General features: G+C 46.4%; 23 protein-coding genes. 5 read left to right on the forward strand and 18 right to left on the reverse strand.

Annotated elements, in window-relative coordinates:
* Nucleotides 1-15: 15 nt before the first annotated feature.
* The 6 genes from J2736_RS13640 to J2736_RS13665 form a co-directional block, all read right to left on the reverse strand.
* Nucleotides 16-351 carry a ferredoxin family protein gene (locus tag J2736_RS13640; RefSeq protein WP_310499150.1) on the reverse strand — a complete coding sequence of 112 codons (336 nt, stop codon included), beginning with the start codon at nt 349-351 and terminating at the stop codon, nt 16-18.
* Complete coding sequence (locus J2736_RS13645) at nt 348-1,952, reverse strand: FAD-binding protein (RefSeq protein WP_310499151.1); 1,605 nt, start codon at nt 1,950-1,952, stop codon at nt 348-350. The genes J2736_RS13640 and J2736_RS13645 overlap by 4 nt, the downstream gene beginning before the upstream one ends.
* A 181-nt stretch (nt 1,953-2,133) precedes the next feature.
* Nucleotides 2,134-2,991, reverse strand: coding sequence for an ABC transporter permease (locus J2736_RS13650; RefSeq protein WP_310499152.1), 858 nt, complete (start codon nt 2,989-2,991; stop codon nt 2,134-2,136).
* A 42-nt stretch (nt 2,992-3,033) separates the two neighbouring features.
* Nucleotides 3,034-3,846 (reverse strand): ABC transporter permease, encoded by an 813-nt coding sequence (locus tag J2736_RS13655; RefSeq protein ID WP_310499153.1) that lies wholly within the window; start codon nt 3,844-3,846, stop codon nt 3,034-3,036.
* Between the two features lie 22 nt (nt 3,847-3,868).
* Nucleotides 3,869-4,645 carry an ABC transporter ATP-binding protein gene (locus J2736_RS13660; protein ID WP_310499154.1) on the reverse strand — a complete coding sequence of 259 codons (777 nt, stop codon included), beginning with the start codon at nt 4,643-4,645 and terminating at the stop codon, nt 3,869-3,871.
* 170 nt (nt 4,646-4,815) lie between these two features.
* Complete coding sequence (locus J2736_RS13665) at nt 4,816-5,643, reverse strand: DUF2935 domain-containing protein (RefSeq protein ID WP_310499155.1); 828 nt, start codon at nt 5,641-5,643, stop codon at nt 4,816-4,818.
* Nucleotides 5,644-5,852: 209 nt separating this feature from the next.
* On the opposite strand from J2736_RS13665, the gene J2736_RS13670 reads away from it, so the two are divergent.
* Nucleotides 5,853-7,865 carry a beta-galactosidase gene (locus J2736_RS13670; protein WP_310499156.1) on the forward strand — a complete coding sequence of 671 codons (2,013 nt, stop codon included), beginning with the start codon at nt 5,853-5,855 and terminating at the stop codon, nt 7,863-7,865.
* 79 nt (nt 7,866-7,944) lie between these two features.
* Here the strand turns inward: J2736_RS13670 and J2736_RS13675 are convergent, their stop codons facing one another.
* Both J2736_RS13675 and J2736_RS13680 read right to left on the reverse strand, forming a co-directional pair.
* Nucleotides 7,945-9,522, reverse strand: a complete 1,578-nt coding sequence (locus J2736_RS13675) for a helix-turn-helix domain-containing protein (RefSeq protein WP_310499157.1) — start codon at nt 9,520-9,522, stop codon at nt 7,945-7,947.
* 286 nt (nt 9,523-9,808) lie between these two features.
* Nucleotides 9,809-10,546: an SDR family oxidoreductase gene (locus J2736_RS13680; protein ID WP_310499158.1), complete on the reverse strand. Its 738-nt coding sequence runs from the start codon at nt 10,544-10,546 to the stop codon at nt 9,809-9,811.
* Nucleotides 10,547-10,717: 171 nt separating this feature from the next.
* Here J2736_RS13680 and J2736_RS13685 point away from each other — a divergent pair, with 171 nt between their 5' ends.
* A complete protein-coding gene (locus tag J2736_RS13685; protein WP_310499159.1) occupies nt 10,718-11,284 on the forward strand; it encodes a TetR/AcrR family transcriptional regulator in 567 nt (188 codons plus the stop codon).
* A 17-nt stretch (nt 11,285-11,301) separates the two neighbouring features.
* Here J2736_RS13685 and J2736_RS13690 read toward each other — a convergent pair whose 3' ends face one another.
* From J2736_RS13690 to J2736_RS13720, 7 genes are all read right to left on the reverse strand, one after another.
* Nucleotides 11,302-12,378: a Gfo/Idh/MocA family protein gene (locus J2736_RS13690; protein ID WP_310499160.1), complete on the reverse strand. Its 1,077-nt coding sequence runs from the start codon at nt 12,376-12,378 to the stop codon at nt 11,302-11,304.
* Between the two features lie 12 nt (nt 12,379-12,390).
* The gene (locus J2736_RS13695; protein ID WP_310499161.1) at nt 12,391-13,101 is read right to left on the reverse strand and encodes a metallophosphoesterase family protein; all 711 of its coding nucleotides are present in this window, start codon (nt 13,099-13,101) and stop codon (nt 12,391-12,393) included.
* Between the two features lie 135 nt (nt 13,102-13,236).
* Nucleotides 13,237-13,818, reverse strand: a complete 582-nt coding sequence (locus tag J2736_RS13700) for a nitroreductase family protein (RefSeq protein ID WP_310499162.1) — start codon at nt 13,816-13,818, stop codon at nt 13,237-13,239.
* Entirely contained in the window at nt 13,799-14,647 is an 849-nt protein-coding gene (locus tag J2736_RS13705; RefSeq protein WP_310499163.1) for an ABC transporter ATP-binding protein, read from the reverse strand. Before J2736_RS13705 ends, J2736_RS13700 begins: the two co-directional genes overlap by 20 nt.
* An 11-nt stretch (nt 14,648-14,658) precedes the next feature.
* A complete protein-coding gene (locus J2736_RS13710; protein WP_310499164.1) occupies nt 14,659-15,702 on the reverse strand; it encodes a FecCD family ABC transporter permease in 1,044 nt (347 codons plus the stop codon).
* Entirely contained in the window at nt 15,699-16,709 is a 1,011-nt protein-coding gene (locus J2736_RS13715) for a FecCD family ABC transporter permease (protein ID WP_310499165.1), read from the reverse strand. The genes J2736_RS13710 and J2736_RS13715 overlap by 4 nt, the downstream gene beginning before the upstream one ends.
* A 59-nt stretch (nt 16,710-16,768) precedes the next feature.
* On the reverse strand, nt 16,769-17,758 hold the full coding sequence (locus J2736_RS13720; RefSeq protein ID WP_310499166.1) for an ABC transporter substrate-binding protein: 990 nt from the start codon (nt 17,756-17,758) through the stop codon (nt 16,769-16,771).
* A gap of 298 nt (nt 17,759-18,056) precedes the next feature.
* On the opposite strand from J2736_RS13720, the gene J2736_RS13725 reads away from it, so the two are divergent.
* From J2736_RS13725 to J2736_RS13735, 3 genes are all read left to right on the forward strand, one after another.
* Nucleotides 18,057-18,389, forward strand: a complete 333-nt coding sequence (locus J2736_RS13725; protein WP_310499167.1) for a PadR family transcriptional regulator — start codon at nt 18,057-18,059, stop codon at nt 18,387-18,389.
* Nucleotides 18,386-19,720, forward strand: coding sequence for an FtsW/RodA/SpoVE family cell cycle protein (locus J2736_RS13730; protein WP_310499168.1), 1,335 nt, complete (start codon nt 18,386-18,388; stop codon nt 19,718-19,720). Before J2736_RS13725 ends, J2736_RS13730 begins: the two co-directional genes overlap by 4 nt.
* A gap of 100 nt (nt 19,721-19,820) precedes the next feature.
* Nucleotides 19,821-20,360, forward strand: coding sequence for a hypothetical protein (locus J2736_RS13735; RefSeq protein WP_310499169.1), 540 nt, complete (start codon nt 19,821-19,823; stop codon nt 20,358-20,360).
* Between the two features lie 93 nt (nt 20,361-20,453).
* Here the strand turns inward: J2736_RS13735 and yqeK are convergent, their stop codons facing one another.
* The 3 genes from yqeK to J2736_RS13750 form a co-directional block, all read right to left on the reverse strand.
* Nucleotides 20,454-21,074, reverse strand: a complete 621-nt coding sequence (gene yqeK, locus J2736_RS13740) for a bis(5'-nucleosyl)-tetraphosphatase (symmetrical) YqeK (protein ID WP_310499170.1) — start codon at nt 21,072-21,074, stop codon at nt 20,454-20,456.
* Nucleotides 21,075-21,427: 353 nt separating this feature from the next.
* The gene (locus tag J2736_RS13745) at nt 21,428-22,219 is read right to left on the reverse strand and encodes a Nif3-like dinuclear metal center hexameric protein (protein WP_310499171.1); all 792 of its coding nucleotides are present in this window, start codon (nt 22,217-22,219) and stop codon (nt 21,428-21,430) included.
* Between the two features lie 42 nt (nt 22,220-22,261).
* Entirely contained in the window at nt 22,262-22,768 is a 507-nt protein-coding gene (locus J2736_RS13750) for a DUF402 domain-containing protein (protein WP_310499172.1), read from the reverse strand.
* Between the last annotated feature and the right edge of the window lie 5 nt (nt 22,769-22,773).

Below are 22,773 nucleotides of genomic sequence, written 5' to 3' on the forward strand. Positions count from 1 at the left end.
CAAACACGATCCCAACTACGCGAAAGATGCACGCTTCGATAATTCATACATATAAGGATGCTCGGCAACTGGCTTGCGTCCTTTACCCCAGCCAACTTTCTCGCGATAACCGCCAAAGAATCCTTGCTCATCAAGAATCTCCTCACTCACATGCATCAGTCCCTCCGCATCGGGGGCGACGTAGAGCGCATCCGCTGGGCAGTATAGTTCGCACATGAAGCAGGTTTGGCAATCACTTTGCCGAGCAATAAAGGGGATTCCATTTTCCACTCGATCAAATACATTCGTTGGACACACCGACACACAGAGGTTGCACGATACACATTTGGTCTCGCTGACTAACTCGATCATGGGGTAACAGCCTCCTTGTTCACATTCGCTTTTTGTGTCCATACCTGATCAAGTCCTCCGCTAATTAATCGGTACCCTTGCTCAGCATCAATCTCCGGGAAATCCTCCCGCTTATGCATGCCTCTCGTTTCGGTACGCTCAAGTGCCGTGTTGTACATAAGGCGAGCTGTAGCTGTCATAGCCGCTGCTTCACGATGACGAACACCCGCTATATCCAATGTCGTCACACGTTCACGCAGATCGTTCCAAAGCCCATCAAGCCGATTGATTGATCCTTCCAAACCTTGCTGTGTACGGAACAAATTACGGTCATACGGCATGACTTCCTCTTGTACCGCTTGAATGGCTTCGCCTGTTTTGCTTAAAATCTGACCCGATCCCGACTTCGTAAAGGTTGTCGTTGAGACACTTTTCAGCTGACGGTTGGTCGCTTTATCGCCAAGATCTTTAGCAAATTGGGCTGCACCTTCTCCTGCAAATGATCCCGATGACATCGCCCAAGCCGCATTATGACTGCCGCCACCTGTGAAACCTCCACAGATCAGCTCACGCGTCGCTGCATCGCCGGCCGCATATAAGCCTGGAACAATGGTTGAACATTGCTCATCGACGATCCGGATCCCGCCTGTTCCACGCACCGTACCTTCTAAGCGAAGGGTAACAGGGAACTTATCTTTGAACGGATCGATCCCGAGCCGATCGAAGGGCAAGAAGAAATTCGTTTGATTCACACGCAGCAACGGACGAAGGTCTTCTGGTGCTTGATCCAAACTCGCGTAGACCTGACGACCTTGCAGCAAATTCCGCGCAATAATCGATCGTCCACGTTGCGACCCTGCCCCTTCTACAATCGATCCATCCTCGTAATAGAAGGACGCATATTTGTAGTAGGCTGTTTTGGTTACGGAAGAGAATGTCGGGCAGATTGCGTACGCATTCGAGAACTCCATTCCCGAGAAATCAGCTCCCGCTTCAGCTGCTAATAAGTAGCCATCACCCGTCAACACGTTGGTTCCTAAGGCTTTGCTTAAAAAGGCGCATCCGCCTGTTGCGATCACCACAGATCCTGCATGAACTGTCCAGGTTTGACCGCTCTGTGTTCTCACACCCGTTGCACCGCCAACACCATGCTCGTCGGCAAGCAATTGGAGTACCGGACTGTGATCGAGGATTTTTACACCAGCCTTTTGAACCAATTTCCGCATCAACTTCATGTACTCAGGGCCCTGTAAACCACGTTTATAAGGATCACCGATGTCATCTTTCGGAAACGGATACCCCATGGAACCCAACTTATTCATATTCTCATAGGTGCGATCGAGCACCCGGTTCATCCAAGGCACCTCCGCTAGCTTACCTCCCAGCAAATAGCGACTCTGTCTCGCTTCCTCGCGCAGCTTCTCGTCTGGCTTGATGTACCAAACTCCTGTACCCGATGGTGCCGTTGCCCCGCTCGTTCCACAGTAACCTTTATCCACCAAAATCACCTTCGAGCCCTTCGTTGCAGCCGTTAAGGCCGCCCATGTTCCCGCAGGACCTCCGCCAATCACTAGCACATCCGCATCGAGACGCAATTCGTTATCTTCCAAAACCTTTGCCATTACCTTGACCTCCTCTAAAAATGTAATTGGAACAAAAAAGAGGCATCCCTTTGTAGGAACGCCTCCGTGTGTACGGTTGGACTGAGTATTTAACTTTAAGTCGACAAAACCAATTTGTTTACTGAGATTAAAGCCATACTAGCACCGTATTTCAAAGTCGTCAACACTATTTATTTAAGTCCTAGCCCTGGAGGCTGTCACGCCAGCTCAGCCATTTTCTTTCTAGCCATCGTACAAGCGTATCCACAAGTTTGCCGATCACCGCAAAAATAATGACCCCAACGAAAATAAGCTCTGCGCTTGAATTTTGTTTGCCATAGTTGATAAGGAAGCCAATTCCCTCCTGCGAACCGATCAACTCCGCTACGACGAGTCCCAGCCAAGAAATGGCTACAGATAAGCGTAAGCCTAAAAGAATACCTGGCAAGGCAGCAGGGAGAATTAATCGGAAAATTTGCTTCGACTTGCTAAAATTCAGTACTTGAGCGACCTCGAATAATTTGCGATCCACATTTCGAATGCCTAGAAAGGTATAGATATACATAGGGAAAAAGGCACCATTCGCAATAATTACGATTTTCGAAACCTCACCGAAACCGAACCAAAGTATAATTAACGGCGCAATGGCGAGATGCGGAATCATGCGCAGCATTTGAAAGGAGGGATCCAGCATGAACTCCAGCTTTTGAACAAAACCAACGAAAAAGCCGAAAAGCAACCCAATGGATCCTCCAATTAGAAAACCTATTACAGCTCGTTGCAACGAAATGGATAGATGCTGGGTCAGCTCACCGGAAGCGATTAACGAACGAAATTCCGCAGTAATCTGTAACGGTGTGGGCAAAAATGACGGCGAATACAGTCCCAAATCCCCCGATACTTGCCAAATGACAAGGAGTAATAATGGCACGATCGAGCCGATGACGAAATCGTTCACTCTCTCCCACAACCACTTGATTCGAACAAGCTCTAGCTTCTGCCCCTTCGATTTGCCTATTCCTTGCGCGGCTTGACTTAGTGTCTCGACACGATTGCTCATACCTTCTCCCCCTTAGCTTTGTGCGGTAAATCTTGAGATTGCTTAATGCCCTTTGTAGCTGTCTTGCCAGCTAAGCCATTTACGTTCAAGCATCCTCACAGCGGAATCCGCGACGATACCGAAAACGGCAAAAATGAGAATACCAACGAACACAACAGGTGTTTTGGAAAATTGCCGTGCATCCGACATCATATAACCAATCCCTGCGGTCGATCCCATTAATTCAGCCACAACAAGTCCAAGCCAAGACACACCTAATGAGATACGAACGCCTAATAAAATATGAGGCAGCGCTCCGGGAATCGTTAACCGGATGACTTGCTTCCACTTACTAAACCCTAGAACACGTGTCACATCGAAAAGCTTGTTATCCACGCCTCGAATACCCAAGAAAGCATTGATATATAGCGGAAAAAACGCCCCTTTGGCAATGAGAAGAACTTTAGCCGTTTCACCTATACCAAACCATAAAATAAATAAAGGTGCGATTGCCAAATGAGGCACCATGCGAAGCATTTGAACTGTAGGATCTAGCGCTTTCTCCGTTCTACGGAATAAACTGACGAGAATCCCGAAGGCAAGGCCCAGCGAGCCGCCTAACAAGAAGCCCGAAAGTGCTCGGGCGACACTAATCTTGATATTGTCATAAAGCTCACCTGTTTGAATAAGGCGAATAGCTGCATTCATAATGCGAAGCGGCGTTGGAAATAACAACGATGAAATCACGCCCAAATGGCCCAGCAACTGCCAAGAAAGCAGTACAAGCAAAGGTACCGAAGCACCAAGAAGCACGCGATGGAATCGTTGCCTAGATCTCTGTTGATCAATACCTGCCAAATGTCCTTGTTGGCTCATTAAGAGCTCCCCCTTTTCCTCCTTAAATGCCCGAACTATCGATTAATTCTAACTCTTCGATTTTTTCAAATTCACTGAGCACCTTCAGCCGCAGCTCCTGAAAAGACGTTGTCGTCTTCTTCCTCGGGATCGGCAGATCGATGGGCACAATGTTCCTGATCGCGCCAGGCCGCGGTTTGAGGATCACAACACGATTAGCTAAATAGATCGCCTCATCAATATCATGCGTAACGAAAATCATCGTCGTTTTATTTTTTTGCCAAATATCAATCAACACTTCCTGCATGTGAGTTCGCGTAAAAGCATCCAGTGCACCGAACGGTTCATCAAGCAGCAGCACTTTCGGATTACGAAGTAAGGCTCTTGCTATGGCAACACGTTGAGCCATTCCACCAGAAAGCTCTTTCGGAAACGATTTCTGAAAGCCTTCCAGACGGACGAGTTTAATCAGTTCATCCACTTTTTTACGCACTTCAGGGTCTCGTAGCGAAAGGTCCGCGGCGATGTTTCTCTCAACGTTCAACCACGGAAACAGCCTTGGCTCTTGGAAAATAAAGCCCTTATCAATGCCTGGTCCATGTATAACCTGACCTCCCAGTTGAACCTCACCGGTATGCGCAACATCCAGTCCAGCAATGATCTTGAGCAGCGTGCTTTTGCCGCAGCCGCTGGGACCGATGACAGTAATAAATTCCCCCTCTTTCACTTGCAGCTGAATATTGTGCAAAGCTTGAACAGACCCTTTACTAGAGTGAAATGTTTTGTTCACATGTTCGAGTTTCAACAACGGTTGGCTCATTAGGTTCAACTCCTTTTTAAAATAAAAAAAGACACTCCTCTCCCAAAAGAGAATAGCGTCTCCGTTCAAACGGTGGTCACATTTCTAGAGTACCACTCGGAATGAAACTTCGTCAATCACAATTTATTATAATCCTATAAGTTTTATCGGAATTGTTGTTTTCAGCCTAATTAATGCTCCACATGCGCCTCCCGCATCCCCATGACTGGATTGCCCGTTAAGCACTGCTCAAACATATCAATAATCGCTAAGAAGCGCTCCGCCTCGCGGAACACATGATCCGCCAACAAGGGATGGATGATGCTTTTGATTTTGCAGGCTTCTATTAAATCACGCGCTGTTTTTTTGAAATCACGGAGTGCAACGACAGAGACACGATTCTGGTCCAGGAACTGGTCCAAGAGAGGATCTGTTTGAGATTGCGGCCGCATCCCGCTCAAATCAATGGCTTGGAAGAGGAGTTGGTCAAAATCATGACTAAAATTCCGCGCTTGCTCCACTAATTGACGCTCGGATGGATCCAGCAAATGACCGATAAACTTAGCGTGATCCGCCATGATACGCAGGAAGAACACATTTTCATCAATAATCGCGTCGTGTAATGGCTCTAATCGTCCAGAGTTCAATTCGTGTAATCGGTTACGGAAATAGTTCGCCTCACGACTCGTATGGTCAACTAACAATGGGAAGTTATTACCGCCAGGAAGCTTGCATTGGATGATGAGTCCAAGAACTTTCCTTTTGAACGCCCAAATATGTGCAGCAGCCGACGACACTTCTGTATTGAAGCGCCGAATTTGTTCAGGGTCTGTCAACTCGTTGTACGAATGGGATTGATTCTCGATACCCTCAAAAATCTGATAATATTGATTCGCCTCTTGGATCAACGTCGTGTCTTCACAGCGAAAGCCCAGTTTGAGAAACAAGGAATGTTCCTTCATAATACGTGACCAGAACCGGACCTCATCCAATGAACGCATCACGAACTCATTTGACAATTCGAGCACTCTCCTCACATGATGTTCTCCTCTTTCATTTATAATGGGCACTTGTCGTACATATGCTACAACAACCTAAATAGGACAACTGCTGGAGATTTTTTTCCTGAAAGTTTACGTGTAGATCAATGCTCATCCGTTATAATGAAGGTACAGCCCTGTTAGACAGTCAATAGCTAGTAACTATCCCTTGATGAGGTGTTGTCACTATGTACTTTGGCGTTGATTATTATCCAGAACATTGGCCAGAAGAGCGTTGGCAGCTAGATGCGCGAATGATGCGGGAAGCCGGTATGAATATTGTCCGATTGGCGGAGTTTGCTTGGGTCAAAATGGAGCCCGAACTCGGTGTCTATGATTTCTCCTGGTTGGATCGCGCAATTGACGTGTTTACGCAGGAAGGCATCCAGATTATTCTGGGGACTCCGACTGCCGCTGCACCCAAATGGTTGATGGATCTGTACCCAGATATGTATCCCGTGGATGTATACGGCCTCAAAAAGGGCTTCGGGACAAGACGGCATTACTGCCCGAATCATCCCGTCTATCTGACGCATTCAACCATCATTACGCGTAAATTAGCGGCACATTATGCGAACCATCCGCATGTTGTGGCTTGGCAAGTGGATAATGAATTCGGTGGTCCTTGCTATTGCCAAAGTGATCTGCGTGAATTCCGCAAATGGTTGGCTCGTAAATATGGTTCGATTGATGCGTTAAATCGAGAATGGGGAACGATTTTCTGGAGCCAGACCTATCGTCATTTCGATGAGATTGATTTACCTGCCTATTCATCTAGCGATGGTTTCAGTCAAAATGCTGGAGCAGGCGACCTCTCTACACCTTACAATCACAATCCTGGCATGGTATTGGATTATTTCCGTTTTTTTACGGATGCAACGGCAGCTTATCAGAAGGCCCAGATTGATGAAATTCGCACCTATACCTCTCTACCCATTACCCATAATTTGATGGGGCATGCGAATGATTTGGACTATTTTAAAATAGGGAAAGATCTCGATTTCATCTGTTGGGACAATTATCCGAATAATATGTGGGGAAAAGGCTCACCCTCTAGTGCCTCCATGGCACATGATCTGATGCGCGGCATTAAAGAGCAGAATTTCTGGATGATGGAGCAGCAAAGCGGTCCCTGCGGTTGGCAACATATGGGCGACACGCCCGAACCTGGCCAATTGCGGTTGTGGACCTATCAAGCGCTCGCGCACGGCGCTGAAGCGATGGTGTATTTCCGCTGGCGGGCATGCACGGTGGGGATCGAGCAGTATTGGCATGGCATTCTCGATCATGATGGGATCGGGCGGAGAAGGTATCGCGAGATCAAACAGCTCGGCGCCGAATTGGCTGGGTTGCATGATTTATTCGTGGGCTCACAGAATGTGAGTCAAGTCGCAATCATTAAATCTTACGATAATGCTTGGAGCCATAGGCAACAGCCGCACAATCGGAAGTTCAATTATAATATGCTGCTGCACGCATACTACGACGCTATTGCGGATCAACATCTCAATCTCGATGTCGTGAATGTGGAGACCGATTTCTCCAAGTATCGCCTCGTGATGATGCCGGCTTTTAACCTGATGACACCTGAAATTGCTGCCAAATGCGAGGCTTTTACAGCTAGCGGCGGCATACTGTTAATCACCTTCCGCTCAGGAACGAAAACATGGAACAACCAAATGTCGACGCTCACCGTCCCAGGGTTATTTAAGGATATGGCCGGTGTTGAGCTCGAAGAGTTCGATTCCATCAATTTCGGCAGAACCGTCAAGGTGAAGGGGACTTTCGGGGAGGGCACCGCCGCGATATGGGCCGATGTTCTGAAGAGTAATGGCGCCGAGGTATTGGCGACTTACGATAGCCATTATTACATAGGTCAACCCGCGGTGACTGTGAATGCGTACGGTAATGGCCGCGTTTATTATGTGGGATGCGATTTGGATGCTGATGCACTCGGGGCGCTGATGCAGCATGTAGTTCAACGCGAGGGCTTGGAGCCGTTATTGCGGGAGCCCGTGAACGGCGTGGAAGTCATTGCCAAGACGAAGGATGGGCAGGCGTTCTGGGTGCTTTTGAATTATACAAATGAACTCAAACGTGTGGCGCTGCCTGGAGCGTATGTGAGTCTCTTGGATGGTTCCTCGGTTGGTACGGAGGCCAATTTAGCCCCATATGGGGTGATGGTGATTCGGCAAGAGTAGCCTGAAATAACAGATAAGCCTACCTCCAGTATGAACTGGTTGTAGGCTTTTTGTTGTGTAGGGATACGCCTCTTTCAGTTCAGGCGTGCCACTGCAGCAAATCGTCAAGAATCTGGTTCTGTCCGCTAGGAGCCCAGCTCATGCTAATCCAATTCGGAATCACGCGGATCTGGTTGTTCTGGACAGCCTTCATCGCATCCCAAGAAGTCCCTTTCAACATGCTATTGTACAGATTAGCCTCCTCTTGTGCGGAAAGTCGTTTATCAATCAGGAGAAAATCCGTATCAAAAATGGGTATGACTTCTACAGGATACTCCTTGGTTCTCTCGTTCAATGGCACACAACTTCCAGGCTTAAGCCCAAGCTCTGTATATAATAAATGGCTTAATGGGTGATCTATCATGCCGTGTACGCGAATTTTTTCACTATACAATCGAATGACGGACACACTTTGGAGACCGATTATGTCCGTTAACGCATCCCTCGTAAACTTCACTCGCAGATCCAATTGACTGAACGTTTGTTGCGCTTCTTTTTCCCGTCCGACTAACTCAGCAATCCTTCTAAAATACGTGCGCCAATCCATTGAAAAATCTACCATGACTGTCGGAGCTATCTGCTTTAACTGGTTATAAAGGGGGAGATGCCGGTAATCTGCAATAATTAACTCTGGTCCATAGTTACGCAGCTCCGCTAATTGAATTTCTATTTGCCGTTGATTCTCTTCGATGCCTAACTCTAAATGTCGATAACCATTCAATTCAAAGGCATCCTCCACGCCTAGGTCATGCAAACAATCGCGATAACGAAAACACGATGCTACAGCGACTTTCAATTGTTTCCTTTTGATATACAACGTAGGTGAAATCCCCAAGCTATTCTTAAACATGCGGCTAAAATAAAACTCATTCCCGAAACCAACAGCTGCTGAAATATCCTTGATGGAAGACTCTGACTGTTGCAAAAGTTCCTTGGAATAATCGATCCGAATCTGATTCAAATACTCAACAGGGGACATCGTCTTCGCTTTTTTGAAGCTTCTTGAATAGGAAGTTGGCGTCAGTCCTGCGATGTCGGACAACGTCTCCAGCTTGATTTTGTGGCTAAAATGCTTGTACATGTAAGAAATGCTTTGATCAATTCCTTTGGACGCATCCTCGAATTCAATCGTTTCTGGTACTTCCTCGGGCATCGATTGAATCAGACTTTGAAACTTGAGTTGAAGCAGGGGATCCTTCGTCGACTTCGTTCGGGATTCTTGATAGAGGTGCTCCACACTTTCGTGATGCTGCTTGGCCTGCTTGATTTGAATCTTGCCCGTCTGAAAAAGCGAAGGATCCGAGGTCGATCTGGCACAGTGCCAGCCGTCCCTCTTTTTGAACAACGATATACGTCTAATGATTAAGATATAGTACTCGATAAACTCTGACTCCAACATCACTTCGATCGGCTTATTTCGAGCTATATATAATGTCTGATTCGGCTTGATCGGCACAGCTTGATTATCGATGCAAAGAATGCCTTTGCCTTGTGTCACAACAAAGAGCATATCTCCTGGGATATTCTTTGAATGCAGCGTGTTCCGTTTGTAGAAACGACGTTTGCTTATGGAAGAAAGTATGAGAAGCGAGTAATCCTGATCTTGAACCGGCAGCATTTGGAGTAATAACCCCTTCCATGGTCAGAGTCGGTTGTGAGTGAGAATGATTTTCAATAGACTCAGTATAAATGGTTTACATTTACTTGGAAAGGTTTTTTTGGAGGCTGATAGGGGGATGAGCTGTAAAAACACCCACGACTGACAAACAAAAAAGTGACCCACAGCAACGGGCTGAGGGTCTAAGTATATATATTTAAAAAGGGGGTCGGGTTTTATTATAAGCTTTATACATGAATGCCAGATGAATATCATATTTCAATTATATTACAAATCTTTACATTCATTACAAAGCTGTCGGTCTTACCATAATTTCGCTGATTAGCGTGTCATCTGGTTCATTAATGGCGAATGCAATGGCTCTAGCAATACCGTTGGGAGAAATGCCCATGCCGCTTATTTGATTGGCCATCGCTTGCACTTCCGGGCTGGTAATGCTGTCAAAGAGCTCTGTCTTCGTCAGACCTGGCGCAATCAAGGTCGATCTAATTCCCGAAGTAGCGGACTCCTCTAGGCGAAGTCCTTCCGAAATGGCTCTAACAGCGAACTTGGTGGCCGCGTATACGGCTGATGTTGGAGACACTTGATACCCTGAAGTCGAGGATAGGTTGATGATATGGCCGGACTCCTGCTCCCGCATGACAGGTAGTACCGCGGCTATACTGTACAAAACGCCTTTGATGTTCACATCGATCATCTGATCCCACTCTTCCACGCGTAATTCATTCATCCTGGAAGATGGCATGATCCCCGCATTGTTCACCCACACATCAATACGGCCATACTCACCTAGGGCCAACTTGACCACGTTCTGCATATCTTCAGCAGACACGACGTCAGCTTTTACAGCAAAGGCCTCGCCACCACTCGCTTTAATCTCATTAACGATCGCATGCAGACGTTCTTCTCTTCTCGCAGCTAATACGACCTTCGCACCTTTTTCGGCTAACAATTTCGCTGTAGCTTCTCCGATTCCGCTTGATGCTCCTGTTATGATAACCACTTTATGTTGAATGTTTTCCATGACTATTCGCTCCTTCGTCGCTATGATATTAAACACATGTTGAATATTTAACGGCCGTTGATTAATATTATAGACAGAAGCAGTGATTACTCAATGGTTGATATCGACGTAATTGTTTCATATCCAACAACACCCGTGAAATTGTTGATTATCTGAGGAGGAATGCCACACATGGAGTCCGTTGTTAAAACCGACCGCCGTATTCTCCGAAGCAAGCAATCCATAAAGAAGTCGTTTCTGGAGCTATTTTCGGAAAAAGATTTTGAACACATCACCATTAACGAGATCGCGGAGCGTGCGAATGTGAACCGCGGCACCGTTTATCTGCATTACCACGACAAATACGATCTTCTGGACAAATGCATCGAGGAGCATATCAATGCATTGATTACGTTATGCACGAACCGGGAGGCCAATCAAGTAAGCGAGGGGATAGTACAAGACCCCAAGCCGATTTTTGATTACTTTCATAGCCATTCCCCATTCTTCTCAGCTATGTTTTCCAATCAGAGAGTCTTCCTATTCCGAGATCGCCTGCTGAAATTTATCTCCACTAATCTGATGGTTAAAATGGAAAAGCCGGGAACTCCTCCCGATATCGACATTGAAATCAAGGCCCAATTCATGGCCTCTGCTTTCATTGGCATTGTAGAGTGGTGGATCCTTCATAACATGCCGCATTCCACACAATTTATGGCTGATCAGGTAAGGAATTTATTTGAAAATAATCACGTTTAAAACATTAATGTCAGCATTTACTCCGCCCAGGGTTGCGTCGTCGTTGTCAGTTCCTCGCCCGACTCAATCGCGGATTGCATGATGATCGATACATAATGGTCCTGCATCGCCTCAGCCAAGTCATAACAAGATGGCCCACCCTTTACATAGTCCGCCATTCGAGTCAAACTAGTAGCAATCGCAATCTCATCATCGGATAAACGCCCGGGAACGACTGGGTTTTCGTACACCCAATCTTCGCCCGCGATAATCCCTTGGTGATAATATCCTTCCAAGTTACCGTTATGACCGGTATCGACTCTACGGAAATTGCCAGTGATAGGTGTTGTAAAATCCTTCAAATACCGGAACGTTTCATCCGATAATTCGCCACGGTTTCCGCGAACAAGGACACGATTTTGGCGAATCCAAGAGAAATACTGGTCACCTGTAAAATCAAACAGCGCCAGCTGGTTTCCAAAACGAAGCGTAGCGATATCCTGCACCGAGTTGCCAATCACTTCACTTTCCGGAGGCCCATTACGCCCCGGACCTTTCACGATTTCAGAGGTAAATCTCTGTCCACGAATAATGGCATTCTGGAATTGAATGCCAAGCAACTTTCGGATTAGACTGATGCCATGATAACCGTGAGCGGCCGATACTTGCACCTGAGAAACGTCACCTAGTTTACCTGATCTCACAAAAGCTATACGTGCAGCATGCATCGGCTGATACAAATATTGTTCGGCCACCTGTACGCGCCCCTTTAGCTTGGACACCGACCGGTACAAGTCAGTCATACCCGAGATGTCATTGGCCGGAGGCGTCTCTGTCAATACGGGTATGTTCCTTTCTACCAGCTCTAGTGTGCAGCCAGGCATGGCATCCCTCGAAACGCAAACAACCACGAATAGGAGCTGCCCGCTTGAAACGAAAGATGCCATGTCTCGGTAGGTTTTCACGCCCCATTTCTCCTCGATTTCCCTGCCTCGTTCCTCATCACGGACGAGCATCGCACGGACGGCGAACCGGTGAGGCTGCATTTGCGCAATGCGCAAATAAAATTCAGCTCTCCACCCTCGCCCTACAATTCCAAATTCGATTAAAGACATAACGGTTATCCCTCACTTTACGTTGTACACTACTTGACTTGGCAGTTCTAGACAATTTAATTGCCCACCATAAACGGCGCCACCATCGATGCCAATAATACGATTTACACCAAAATAAACATGATAATTATCCGAATCGCCGTGCAGGGTATCGGTGGATGAATGACCGAAAACCACAATTTTTTCACCACTATACCCTGTATGAAATTCGCCACGAATCCACATCAGCGTAAATGGATCCGTTTCCGAAACAGGCACTCCTGGCTGCACACCGGCATGGACAAATATATAGTCATCCGTTTCGATATAGTGCTCCAGTTGCGTTATGAATGCCAAGTGCTCCGATAATAAATCGGACTGGAGTTCTGGTTTAGTGAACGACTCCGCGTTCTCATCGAGGGCATAATCAGCCTCCGTAAACCCATAGCTTTGTAGCGTCATATCGCCGCCATTGATTTGTGCCCAGCGTTTCCATGCTCTTTCATCCTGCGTCGTCAATGCTTTGATCATTAAATCCTCATGATTCCCTTTTAAAACTCGCGCTCCGGCCTCTTTTAAAGCCATAACTCGTTCAATGACACCCTTGGCGTCTGGCCCTCGATCCACATAATCGCCCAGCAAAATCAGTTGATCTTGTTCGGAGTTGTACCTCGCGGCTGCTAGTAAAGCTTCAAATTTGGCAAGTTCGCCATGAATATCGCTAATCACAAGAATTCTTTTCATCTGTATCCCCTTGGTGTCTGGTTAAAGTCCCTTTATTATAAAAGGCTGCAGGCCGATCTGCAATTATCGAAAAACCCCCGAATCGCGTTAAGCGTTTCGAAGGTTTTCTGGAATCACTTTTACTATTTGCCTATCCTATTGCGAATCAATAATCGTCAGCATTTCCTCCACAGACTTCCGCGGCTGCACCTTTGGAACAGATGCGGGATATCCGACATTTAGAAGGCCGACGATCTTCTCATCTGCCTGCAAGCCGACGGATTGTTGGAACTCCAATTCATAGTTATAATTGTTCGTTTTCCACACGACGCCGAGCCCTTGCTCCCAAGCGGCCAATTGGAAATTTTGAATGAGGGCGCAGACGGCACCGTAGTCTTCATCCCATTGCTTCTGGCGTGTATCTTCTTTCAGAATTACAACGAGATGCGCGGGAATCTTCATGAAATCGTTCCACTTGGGTATCCCGTGTTTTTCCCTCATCTCTTCATCATCATAGGTCTGGAGCATCGCATCTGCTAATGCCTTGCGTCCATCTCCTTTATACAAAATGAAACGCCAAGGCTGTCTATTCCCATGATTTGGTGCCCAAACGGCTACATTCAGTAACTCCAGCAGCAATTCGTCTGAAACAGGATCCTGTTTGAAATCACGAATTGTTCTTCTTTCTTTGATTAATGCAGCAATCGTTCCCACTTGTTTAGTTTCGGATAAGCTCATGTTGGGCTTCCTCCTCTATTTGCTTAAGTTCGAACTTCTCCGATTTGCGGCCTTTACCTTTCGGGACACACATCGGTGTACCAAAGAATGGATCCTCCATAATGTCACATTCCATACCGAATACATGTCTGACAAGTTCTGAATGAATGACATCCTCCGGTTTCCCTTGGGCAAAAACAGATTTATCTTTGATCGCCACGAGATGATGCGCATAGCGGCAAGCGAGATTGAGATCATGGAGAACCATGACAATCGTGCGTTGCTCACGTTCATTCAGTTCAAACAACAGATCCAAAATATCAACTTGGTGAGCCATATCCAAATACGTTGTAGGTTCATCCAACAGGATGGTTTGCGTTCCTTGCGCAAGCGTCATCGCAATCCACGCCCGCTGGCGTTGTCCGCCGGATAAGGAATCCACCGCGGTTTCCGCCAATTCGCTTGTTTTGGTAACGGCAAGGGCATCCTTCACGAATCGTTCATCTTCATCCGACCATGATTTCAACCAATTCTGGTAAGGGTACCGTCCTTGTTTCACCAATTGAAACACCGTTAACCCTTCGGGGGCAATTGGCCCTTGCGGCAAGATCGATAAGCGCTTCGCAATCTCTTTCGTTGGAATTTCCGCGATATGCTTGCCATCCAAAATGATTTCGCCTTGAGCAGGCTTCAATAAGCGAGCCATCGAACGAAGGAGTGTTGATTTTCCACAGCCATTTGAACCGATTAATACGGTAATTTTTCCTTTAGGAATGGTAAGATTCAAACCTTCGATAATATTTTCTTTGCCATAGGTTAAATTTAAATTTCTGGTCTCCAAGGTTGGCACGCTCTTCACTCCTATCTTGAATTTCGCTTGGTGTACAGCAAATAGATGAAAAAGGGTGCCCCCACCGCAGCCGTGAATACACCGACTGGCACATCGAGCGGTAGAAAGAACGTTCTTCCCGCCAGGTCAGCTAACATCACGACGGCCCCTCCGAGCAGTGCCGAGACGGGCAACAGGCTATCAAAGCTTGAGCCCACCCATTTGCGTGCCATATGCGGAGCGATTAAGCCAATGAATCCGATCGCGCCAGCTACGGAAACAGCTGAACCCGCTAACGCCACGCTGATGAGCAGCAATAACAAGCGGTTGATCTCTACTGCGCTTCCCGCGCTTGCTGCCACATCATCCCCGAGCTGTCCAATATTGACATGGCGTGCTAATAGAAATGCAAGTGGAATCAAGACGACCGTCCATGGCAGAACCGTAAGCACATTCTCCCAATTCGCCGCGTAAACCGAACCTGTCAGCCATAGGTAAGCTGTGCCAGGATCGTTCTTCGGACTAAAAACAATCATCATCGTCGTCGCAGCTGACATCAGCGATGACATCCCAATGCCGACGAGGATGAGGCGGATGGGTGTGACTCCTTTTTTCCAAGCGAGCATATACAAAATGACGGAAACCACTGCAGCACCCAGCATCGCCGAGACCGGCAGCCACCGAATGCTGAGCATGCCGTTGAAATACGTGAGAAAGGTGACCGCAGCCACTGAAGCTCCCCCCGTAACACCCATCATATCTGGCGATGCCAATGGGTTTCGAATAATCCCTTGCATGATCGCACCTGCCGCTGCCAACGCAGCGCCTACTAACATGGAAATGACAATACGCGGAAGGCGGAGCTTTTGAACGACCATCGCGTAATCATCGGCGCCAATGCCTATAACACTTTTGACTACATCGATCGGCGATATGTACATTTCCCCCATCCCCGTGCTGACAATCGCAATCACGACGCAAACCACGAGTAACAAGAGGGATACCTTCAACGCTTTCTTTTCGACTAAAAAAGAGATCCTACCTTGCCGTAATCGAACCGGAACATGACCCTTCATGATTTGATAAGCCCCCTTCGCGCAATATAAATAAAGAATGGGGCTCCAATAATGGCGGTCATCACGCCAACAGGCATTTCCTCAGGAATCATAATAAATCTTGCTGCCAGATCCGCTAGTATCAGCAGAATTGCTCCTAAGACAGCACAATAAGGAATGACCCAACGATGATCACCACCGATGAAAAATCGAGAGATATGCGGAATAACAATGCCAATGAATCCGATGGGACCCGCGACCGACACAGAGCAGCCCGCAAGCACGACAATGAGCAGGCCTGCGACTGATTTGACCCAGATCGTCTTTTGACCCAAGCCTTTCGCCGTATCCTCACCCATGAGAAGTAAATTCATATCTCGCGCGATGAACCAGGCCGCTACCCAGGAGATGGCCATGAAAGGGATGACTGTGATTAACATATCCGGAGAACGTCCGGCAATTGTACCCGTTAGCCAGAATAACACCGTGTTTAGTCCTTGTTGGTTCAGCACCAAGATACCTTGTGTGAAAGAAGAGAAAAGCGCGGTCATGGCTGCACCTGCGAGTACAATTTTGAGTGGCGTTAAGCCATCTCGGCCAAAAGAGCCCAAAATATAAACGGATAAGGCACCGACTGCCGCTCCGATAAAAGAAATCCACATCAAAGCTTGCATCGATGAAATCGATAAAGCTACCGCCGCAAGGACAACGAATAACGTGGCACCTGCATTCACGCCAAGTACACTCGGCGAAGCCAGCGGGTTACGCGTGAGTGTCTGCATCAACGTTCCTGCGATCGCTAAACTAGCGCCAATGGCTGCGGCAATACAGGCCCTCGGCACACGTGTTGTGCGAAGAATAATTTGATCATTGATATTCTCGTCGTAATGAAAGATGGAAGCCCATGCTGTATGCCAGTCAAACTGCGTCGCACCGAACAGAATGCTGGAAACAAAGCTCCCAAGCAGGATAAGAACCAGCGCTAGCAGCCCGGCGGTTTTCCATAAGCTCGTATTCATAAGGTTCATGATGATCTCCTTGGAATTCACAAAGGAATGAACATAGTGTTCATCCCTAAGTGTTTCAACTATTTAATGTCAAAATATTTGTAGAGATCCGCTAGCATGGCTTTGGCAGCCATCGAACCGCCCGCTAAGTTCCAAGTAATCGTGTCTACTTTAAAATATTTGCCATTCTTCACGCCTTTGAGGTTTTTCCAAAGCGGGTGAGCCGTCCAGTCGTTCTGCGATTTCTCTACCGCAGGTTCTTCCGAACTTAGACGCGTAATATCAAAGATATACTCGCCATCCAACTGCGACATTTGCTCTTTCGTGGTGATATTGACGACCGCTTTGCCTTCTACAATTTGAGCTTTCGGACGCGGCAAGCCAAGTTCCTTGAAGATCGTTCCAGCAAATCCTGTTGCATAAAACCGTGCACTGCCATCTCTCTCAAAACGGATAATGGAAACTTCCGCATTAGCTAATTTGTTGCCAGCTTTTTGTTTAAACTCCGCTACCCCTTTATCCCAATCCGCTATAATCTTCGCACCTTCTTGCTCCTTATAAAGAGCATCCGATGCATACTTCAAATTCGCTTTCCAATCGAAAATTTCTTCCGTAATGATTGTAGGTGCAATGCTTTCGAGTTGCGGATAAATTTTCTCGTGGCGAGCTTTCGTCCCGATGATCAAGTCTGGTTTCAAAGCTACGATCGCCTCAACGTTCGGCTGCGTTTCTTCACCTAGGTTCTTAACGCCTTCCATATTAGCTCTCAAATAGTTGTACCAAGGCTTCTCTTCCCATGATTCAACCGAACCGACTGGCTTAACGCCCAAGTGTGTCACTATATCCGTCATACCATTGAATAGAACAACTACTCGTTCTGGTTTCTTCTTCAAAGTAACGGTACCCATTGCATGCTTAATTGTTTTCTCTACCGCAGCTGCAGCAGTTGCTTTAGCGGCTTCTGGCGACGCACTTGCACTACTTGTAGTTCCACCTGTTGTTGTGGAAGAGCCACAAGCCGTCACAGCGAGTGCTAGCAACAACACGATCATCATTTTTAAAGCTTTCATTCGTTTCTTCCTCCTTGTACAGCAAAGCAAACACTGGTGATGAACAAGCCATCTATTTAGAATGCTGATGCTGACTCCCTGTTTTTAATTGATAATAATTATCAGTCTCAATTATAAAGGGCATATTTTCCAATGTACATATCCGATTTTATCCGATTTATTGACTGAATTTATCTTTGGTTGGATATTCAATACCTTCTTACACATTGGTTATATTTGCCAAATGTTACATTCTTGTTTATACTTATACCTAGATATTCGATGCATCGTAATTCTATAGTCATGAAAGGAGTCCTCCATGAAAATTAGTAAAGAGCTCATGAAAGGAAGCACCGTCATCCTGATCCTGACCCTTTTGGATCGCAAGGACATGTATGGCTATGAAATGACCAAAGAAATGGAAAAACACTCCGATGGCGTATTCACATTAAAGGAAGGTACGCTCTATCCCCTTCTCCACACGCTCGAGTCGGAAAGCTTCGTTGAAGCCTACTGGGATGAAAAAGACGGACGTAAACGGAAGTACTATCGTCTAACGAAGCAAGGTAAAGGTGAGCTCGACGTAAAGAAACAGGAATGGTCGCTTTTTCGCAATACGGTCGATCGTGTACTTGGGGAGGGCGGCGTATGAATAACTTTCGTCATCATGAGGAGATTACTGCGTTCCTGAAACAGGTTTGTCGCGAAATTAAAGCGAAAGAGGTTCACAAAGAAGTACGCGCGGAGCTTTTGAATCATTTGGAAGAGTTAATTGAGGAGAAATTATGCAACGGGGTTCATTTAGATAGGGCTGTTAAGGAATCCATTGCGCAAATGGGCGCGGCTGATGTGATCGGGCAGCAGTTTCATCTTGCCCATCGGCCTCGGTTTAATTGGGGATTGCTTGCCATTGTCGTGCTTTTCATGACTATGGGGTTGGTTGCCATATTTTCTGCTCAAGCTGCACTAGTCAGTCGTCTTGGTTCCATTTCTATTGGGCTCAAACAAATTGTTTATCTTGGTGTTGGCTCGTGCTTGATGTTGCTCATCAGCTTTAGTAATTATCTTAAGTTAGCCAGGTTCTCATGGGGACTTTATCTGGGTACAATTGTGTTGCTTATCTATGTCTTCTTATTCGGGAATTTGGCGAATGGATCTAGGGGGTATGTCAATTGGTTTCCCTTCCAAATGAATCTTCCAGCGCTCAGCCCCTATTTGCTCCTCATCGCTTTAGCAGGTATTTGGAGTACGCCACAGCGAGACGTTGCCAACGAATTCACAATGAACGCATTCATACGCAAGAGTTGGACTCATGTGGGAACTGTTTGGCTGGCAAGTTTGCTCATTTTAAGTATACATTCTATAGACAACTTCGTTCTTTTCTTCATAGGATGTTTGACTTTATTACTTGTTTTAAAAATGAAACGAACTCTACTCGTTGCTCATTGTAGTCTATTTGCAGTCGCCTTTGGTTGGTTCTTAATGAGTCAATCCTATAAATTAAACCGCATTTTTGCTTTTCTACGTCCAACTGAAGATCAGCGAGGAATGAATTTCCTGCTTACTCAGTCCAAAATAGCGATGCAATCCGGAGGTTGGTCGGGAAATGGATTTGGAGCTCCCCTTAACGCTTTACCAGATCTTCAAGCCGAAATGATGTTCCCTTTTCTCATCTATTGTTTTGGCTGGGGGGCTGGTATCACTATGGTCATTATGGTAACTTTGTTCGTCCAGCAAATGATTGGTGTCTCTCGGAAGGCGAGAGATCCTTACGGGAAAGCTTTAGTATCCGGGTTATTAACCCTGTTTGTCATACAATATGTGTGGAATATGCTCATGTGGATGGGGCTTGCTCCGTTTACCTCCTTCCATCTTCCTTTTATAAGCTATAGCGGGTCGCTCGTCATTTTTCAGTTTGTTGCCATCGGCCTAATGCTTAGTGTGTATCGACGAAAGGACCTCGGTACTTTGGAGGTTACCTAGGCTTATGGACGATTTTACAGCCTCTCAGCCACTATCCCTTACCAATTTGTCCTACGGACATATACTTTAGGGAGAACCCAATAGGGAGGATCTGTGTGCAATGAAATCAGACCGGGTCACCATTATCATTGAAAAAGGGAAGAAACGCATCATTACGCAATCGCCGATTCATGGCATAGATAGACTGGTATTCGTCATCAACCATCAATTTACGAATGCCCCAAATACGACGCAGCTCGCTAGTGGTGCAGGTCGCAGCAGTGCAGCCGGCAGCAACGCTGCTATTAAATCTCCGCATAGTCAGCAACAACAGAGTGTTGGAGCAGGTGGCACAGCGAGGAACCGATTAGGAAAAGGTGCCAAAGGCAAGTTATCGGGCAGCAAAAGCCTCTACGATATCCGTCGTAAAGGCAAAGAAATCATCGTTGTGATTAACGATCAAATTGTGAAGCTCCCCAAACATGCGGCGAATGCATCGGCTACCCAAGTGGCGAGCGGCGCTGGCAAATATAGCACCAGCGGGACTAACTCCGCCATCGATAGCCCTGGAACGAAGCAGCAGGATGCCGTCGGTGGGAGTGGCAAGGCTTCTAACACATTGGCTAGCAAGCGTAGGCGTAGGCGTAGGACGAAGAAGTAGCCTATAGGCGACATAGAAAAAGAGCCATCCTTTAGAGTTCCTTTAGAGGGTGGCTTTTCTACTGCTTATGGTCATCCTATTTTGCGCGCATCGTTACACTTGTGACAGGAGAAGCTCTTCCCTCGCAGCAATCAGCCATGGATGCACAAGCTTCAATTTATCGCGCTGTTCCCATACATGATTCAAGTAAATGAGCACGGCTGCATTCAAGTCTAACAATGCGATTTGTTTTCTCATCTCATCTTGATAGGCATTTTCACCAGGTAAATCCCACGAAATTTTGTCAGCAACAAATAAAACTTTATCTAATTGGCTAGCCCCCGCTTTCAAAGTTGTATGACATTCAATTGCACGCAATACAGCAACATTTGTACAATTAAATATGTTGGCTGCCATATCCCTGGAGAGCTTCTGATGAATAATCCGAGGATAACGATACTCATCCTCTAATATCTCCATACTAGAACTCTCTGCTATACCCATCATTTCGCTTTTAGGAATTACGTTGCTAATATCATGAAGATAAGCTGCTTGGGAGGCAAACTCCCCATTTACGCCAAACAAATTTGCAATACGTACAGCTTCATTTTCAACTGAAATCGTATGCTGATACGTGCTTGATTCATTATGATAGGTGAAAAAACTTTCAATATCCTTCCTCAAGTCCCCTGTAAACGAAATCTTCTCAATAAACTTTAGATACCTATTGCTCATATGATCCTCCTATCCGATCTTAAGCCTGAAATGGCCTGCCTCATCAGATTAGATGGATTTTATGCAGCTATTTTTGCCGATTCTCTCCGATCAGAAGAAATAGATGGATTTCCTGTAGTTAATTTCCGCTAAAAGCACATATTCCGCTAATTCCGACTGTTTTAACTGTACATTTTCCATCTATTCCCCCGATATCGTTAATTACGGCAAAATTAACTGTACATTTTCCATCTATATGATCAAGTTTACTCCGGGCGGACTGGGGGCAGGCCAACTTGGAGAGATTGTCATCCCGCCTAACCCAAAAGAAGCCGCCGCGACACCAATGTGCCTAGACTGCTCCTATTTTGTCATCAAATCCGCTGGACAGCGAGCGAGCTCTCTATGAAGGCCACTTGCAGCTCTGGGAACGCATTGCGTACCCTCTCCACGACAGTCCGCATGCCTGCCTCTTCGCTCTTCTGATGCCCCGTTACGATCAGCGCCTTCGCAAATCCCATATCCGCAGCATCCCGTACATACTCATTCGTCTCCCACTCATTCGTCTCGCCAACGATCAAGAGGTCAATCTCTTTCGTGCCGAGAAACTTGATATGAGCACGACCGCCAGATGCGCCAGGCATCAAGCCCATGCGTTTCACAGGAAGATCCAGATCTCCGGCAACAAGCATACTTGCTATGCCTAGCTTATTTTTCAAATGCGTGGCGATGGTGCCCACGGTATGTTGTTCGCTAGAAGGCGGTGTCAGTAGGTTCATCTGCGCTGGATTTGCGTAAGCTTCCCATTCAAGCTGTTTCAACATGCCTACCAGAATACCATCTGGTTTATAGCTATGTACGTAATCGTGCAAACGGAAAATCGCAATACCCGATTCCTCGATGAGTGCACGCTTCTTTTCATAAACAGGATTTCCGCTAAGCCATTCGACTTCATCCATGTGATTGTAGTACGTGGGTTCGTGGGTAATGATGAGATCAACGCCTGATTCGACAGCTTGCTTAATGACGCCATAGGTTGTCATAAATACGACAGCCACCTTGCGTACTTCTGCATCTTCACGCCCGCTCTTCAGTGTATCCACCGTCTTGTTCAGCTGCCCGACGGGCTCAATAAGGCAATCTAGCACCATTTGTACAGTAATCATGATAAATGAAACCTCCCCTAAGTTTCGTAATCATTGCCCTCATTAACTAGGAATACAAGTGATAAACTTGTCGAGATAACCATCGAACGGGAACTCCTTGTTGGCAACTTTTTCTTTTAAAGCAGCCAAAGCTTGCTCAGCTTGATGAACCAACTCCACTGGGTACCCAAATTTAATCGTATGGGCAGCAAATTCATCTTCATCAACGACTTGCCACACACCTTTTCTCTTCACATAATCTAGATCCAAATCGACAAACGAAACCGTCGTCCCCTTCATCACGGCTGGCTGGTTAATATTGCAATAAAATTCATTCAACACACCATCAACAACATCCGCACTAACCGTGTACCAAGAATCAAAAGAGAAAAATTCTATCGTCCAATTCTCAATTGTAAACACCTTTTGCTTCGTATAGTGATGAAGCTGCCTTCCGTACTCGCCTAAAACAACGATATGTGTCTCCGTCTTTTCTAATAAGGTGGTGCGCCATTCGTAGTGCAGGAGATTACCGTATTTTAAAGCTTGAATCGTGATTTGATTATCCATGGTAT

This window comes from Paenibacillus qinlingensis (genome assembly GCF_031455095.1).
Lineage (GTDB): Bacteria > Bacillota > Bacilli > Paenibacillales > NBRC-103111 > Paenibacillus_E > Paenibacillus_E qinlingensis_A.

Coding starts and splice junctions, on each gene's coding strand:
- J2736_RS13640 (WP_310499150.1), bottom strand. CDS start 351: ATGATCGAGTTAGTCAGCGAGACCAAATGTGTATCGTGCAACCTCTGT.
- J2736_RS13645 (WP_310499151.1), bottom strand. CDS start 1,952: ATGGCAAAGGTTTTGGAAGATAACGAATTGCGTCTCGATGCGGATGTG.
- J2736_RS13650 (WP_310499152.1), bottom strand. CDS start 2,991: ATGAGCAATCGTGTCGAGACACTAAGTCAAGCCGCGCAAGGAATAGGC.
- J2736_RS13655 (WP_310499153.1), bottom strand. CDS start 3,846: ATGAGCCAACAAGGACATTTGGCAGGTATTGATCAACAGAGATCTAGG.
- J2736_RS13660 (WP_310499154.1), bottom strand. CDS start 4,645: ATGAGCCAACCGTTGTTGAAACTCGAACATGTGAACAAAACATTTCAC.
- J2736_RS13670 (WP_310499156.1), top strand. CDS start 5,853: ATGTACTTTGGCGTTGATTATTATCCAGAACATTGGCCAGAAGAGCGT.
- J2736_RS13675 (WP_310499157.1), bottom strand. CDS start 9,522: ATGCTGCCGGTTCAAGATCAGGATTACTCGCTTCTCATACTTTCTTCC.
- J2736_RS13680 (WP_310499158.1), bottom strand. CDS start 10,546: ATGGAAAACATTCAACATAAAGTGGTTATCATAACAGGAGCATCAAGC.
- J2736_RS13685 (WP_310499159.1), top strand. CDS start 10,718: ATGGAGTCCGTTGTTAAAACCGACCGCCGTATTCTCCGAAGCAAGCAA.
- J2736_RS13690 (WP_310499160.1), bottom strand. CDS start 12,378: ATGTCTTTAATCGAATTTGGAATTGTAGGGCGAGGGTGGAGAGCTGAA.
- J2736_RS13695 (WP_310499161.1), bottom strand. CDS start 13,101: ATGAAAAGAATTCTTGTGATTAGCGATATTCATGGCGAACTTGCCAAA.
- J2736_RS13700 (WP_310499162.1), bottom strand. CDS start 13,818: ATGAGCTTATCCGAAACTAAACAAGTGGGAACGATTGCTGCATTAATC.
- J2736_RS13710 (WP_310499164.1), bottom strand. CDS start 15,702: ATGAAGGGTCATGTTCCGGTTCGATTACGGCAAGGTAGGATCTCTTTT.
- J2736_RS13715 (WP_310499165.1), bottom strand. CDS start 16,709: ATGAACCTTATGAATACGAGCTTATGGAAAACCGCCGGGCTGCTAGCG.
- J2736_RS13720 (WP_310499166.1), bottom strand. CDS start 17,758: ATGAAAGCTTTAAAAATGATGATCGTGTTGTTGCTAGCACTCGCTGTG.
- J2736_RS13725 (WP_310499167.1), top strand. CDS start 18,057: ATGAAAATTAGTAAAGAGCTCATGAAAGGAAGCACCGTCATCCTGATC.
- J2736_RS13730 (WP_310499168.1), top strand. CDS start 18,386: ATGAATAACTTTCGTCATCATGAGGAGATTACTGCGTTCCTGAAACAG.
- J2736_RS13735 (WP_310499169.1), top strand. CDS start 19,821: ATGAAATCAGACCGGGTCACCATTATCATTGAAAAAGGGAAGAAACGC.
- yqeK (WP_310499170.1), bottom strand. CDS start 21,074: ATGAGCAATAGGTATCTAAAGTTTATTGAGAAGATTTCGTTTACAGGG.
- J2736_RS13745 (WP_310499171.1), bottom strand. CDS start 22,219: ATGATTACTGTACAAATGGTGCTAGATTGCCTTATTGAGCCCGTCGGG.
- J2736_RS13750 (WP_310499172.1), bottom strand. CDS start 22,768: ATGGATAATCAAATCACGATTCAAGCTTTAAAATACGGTAATCTCCTG.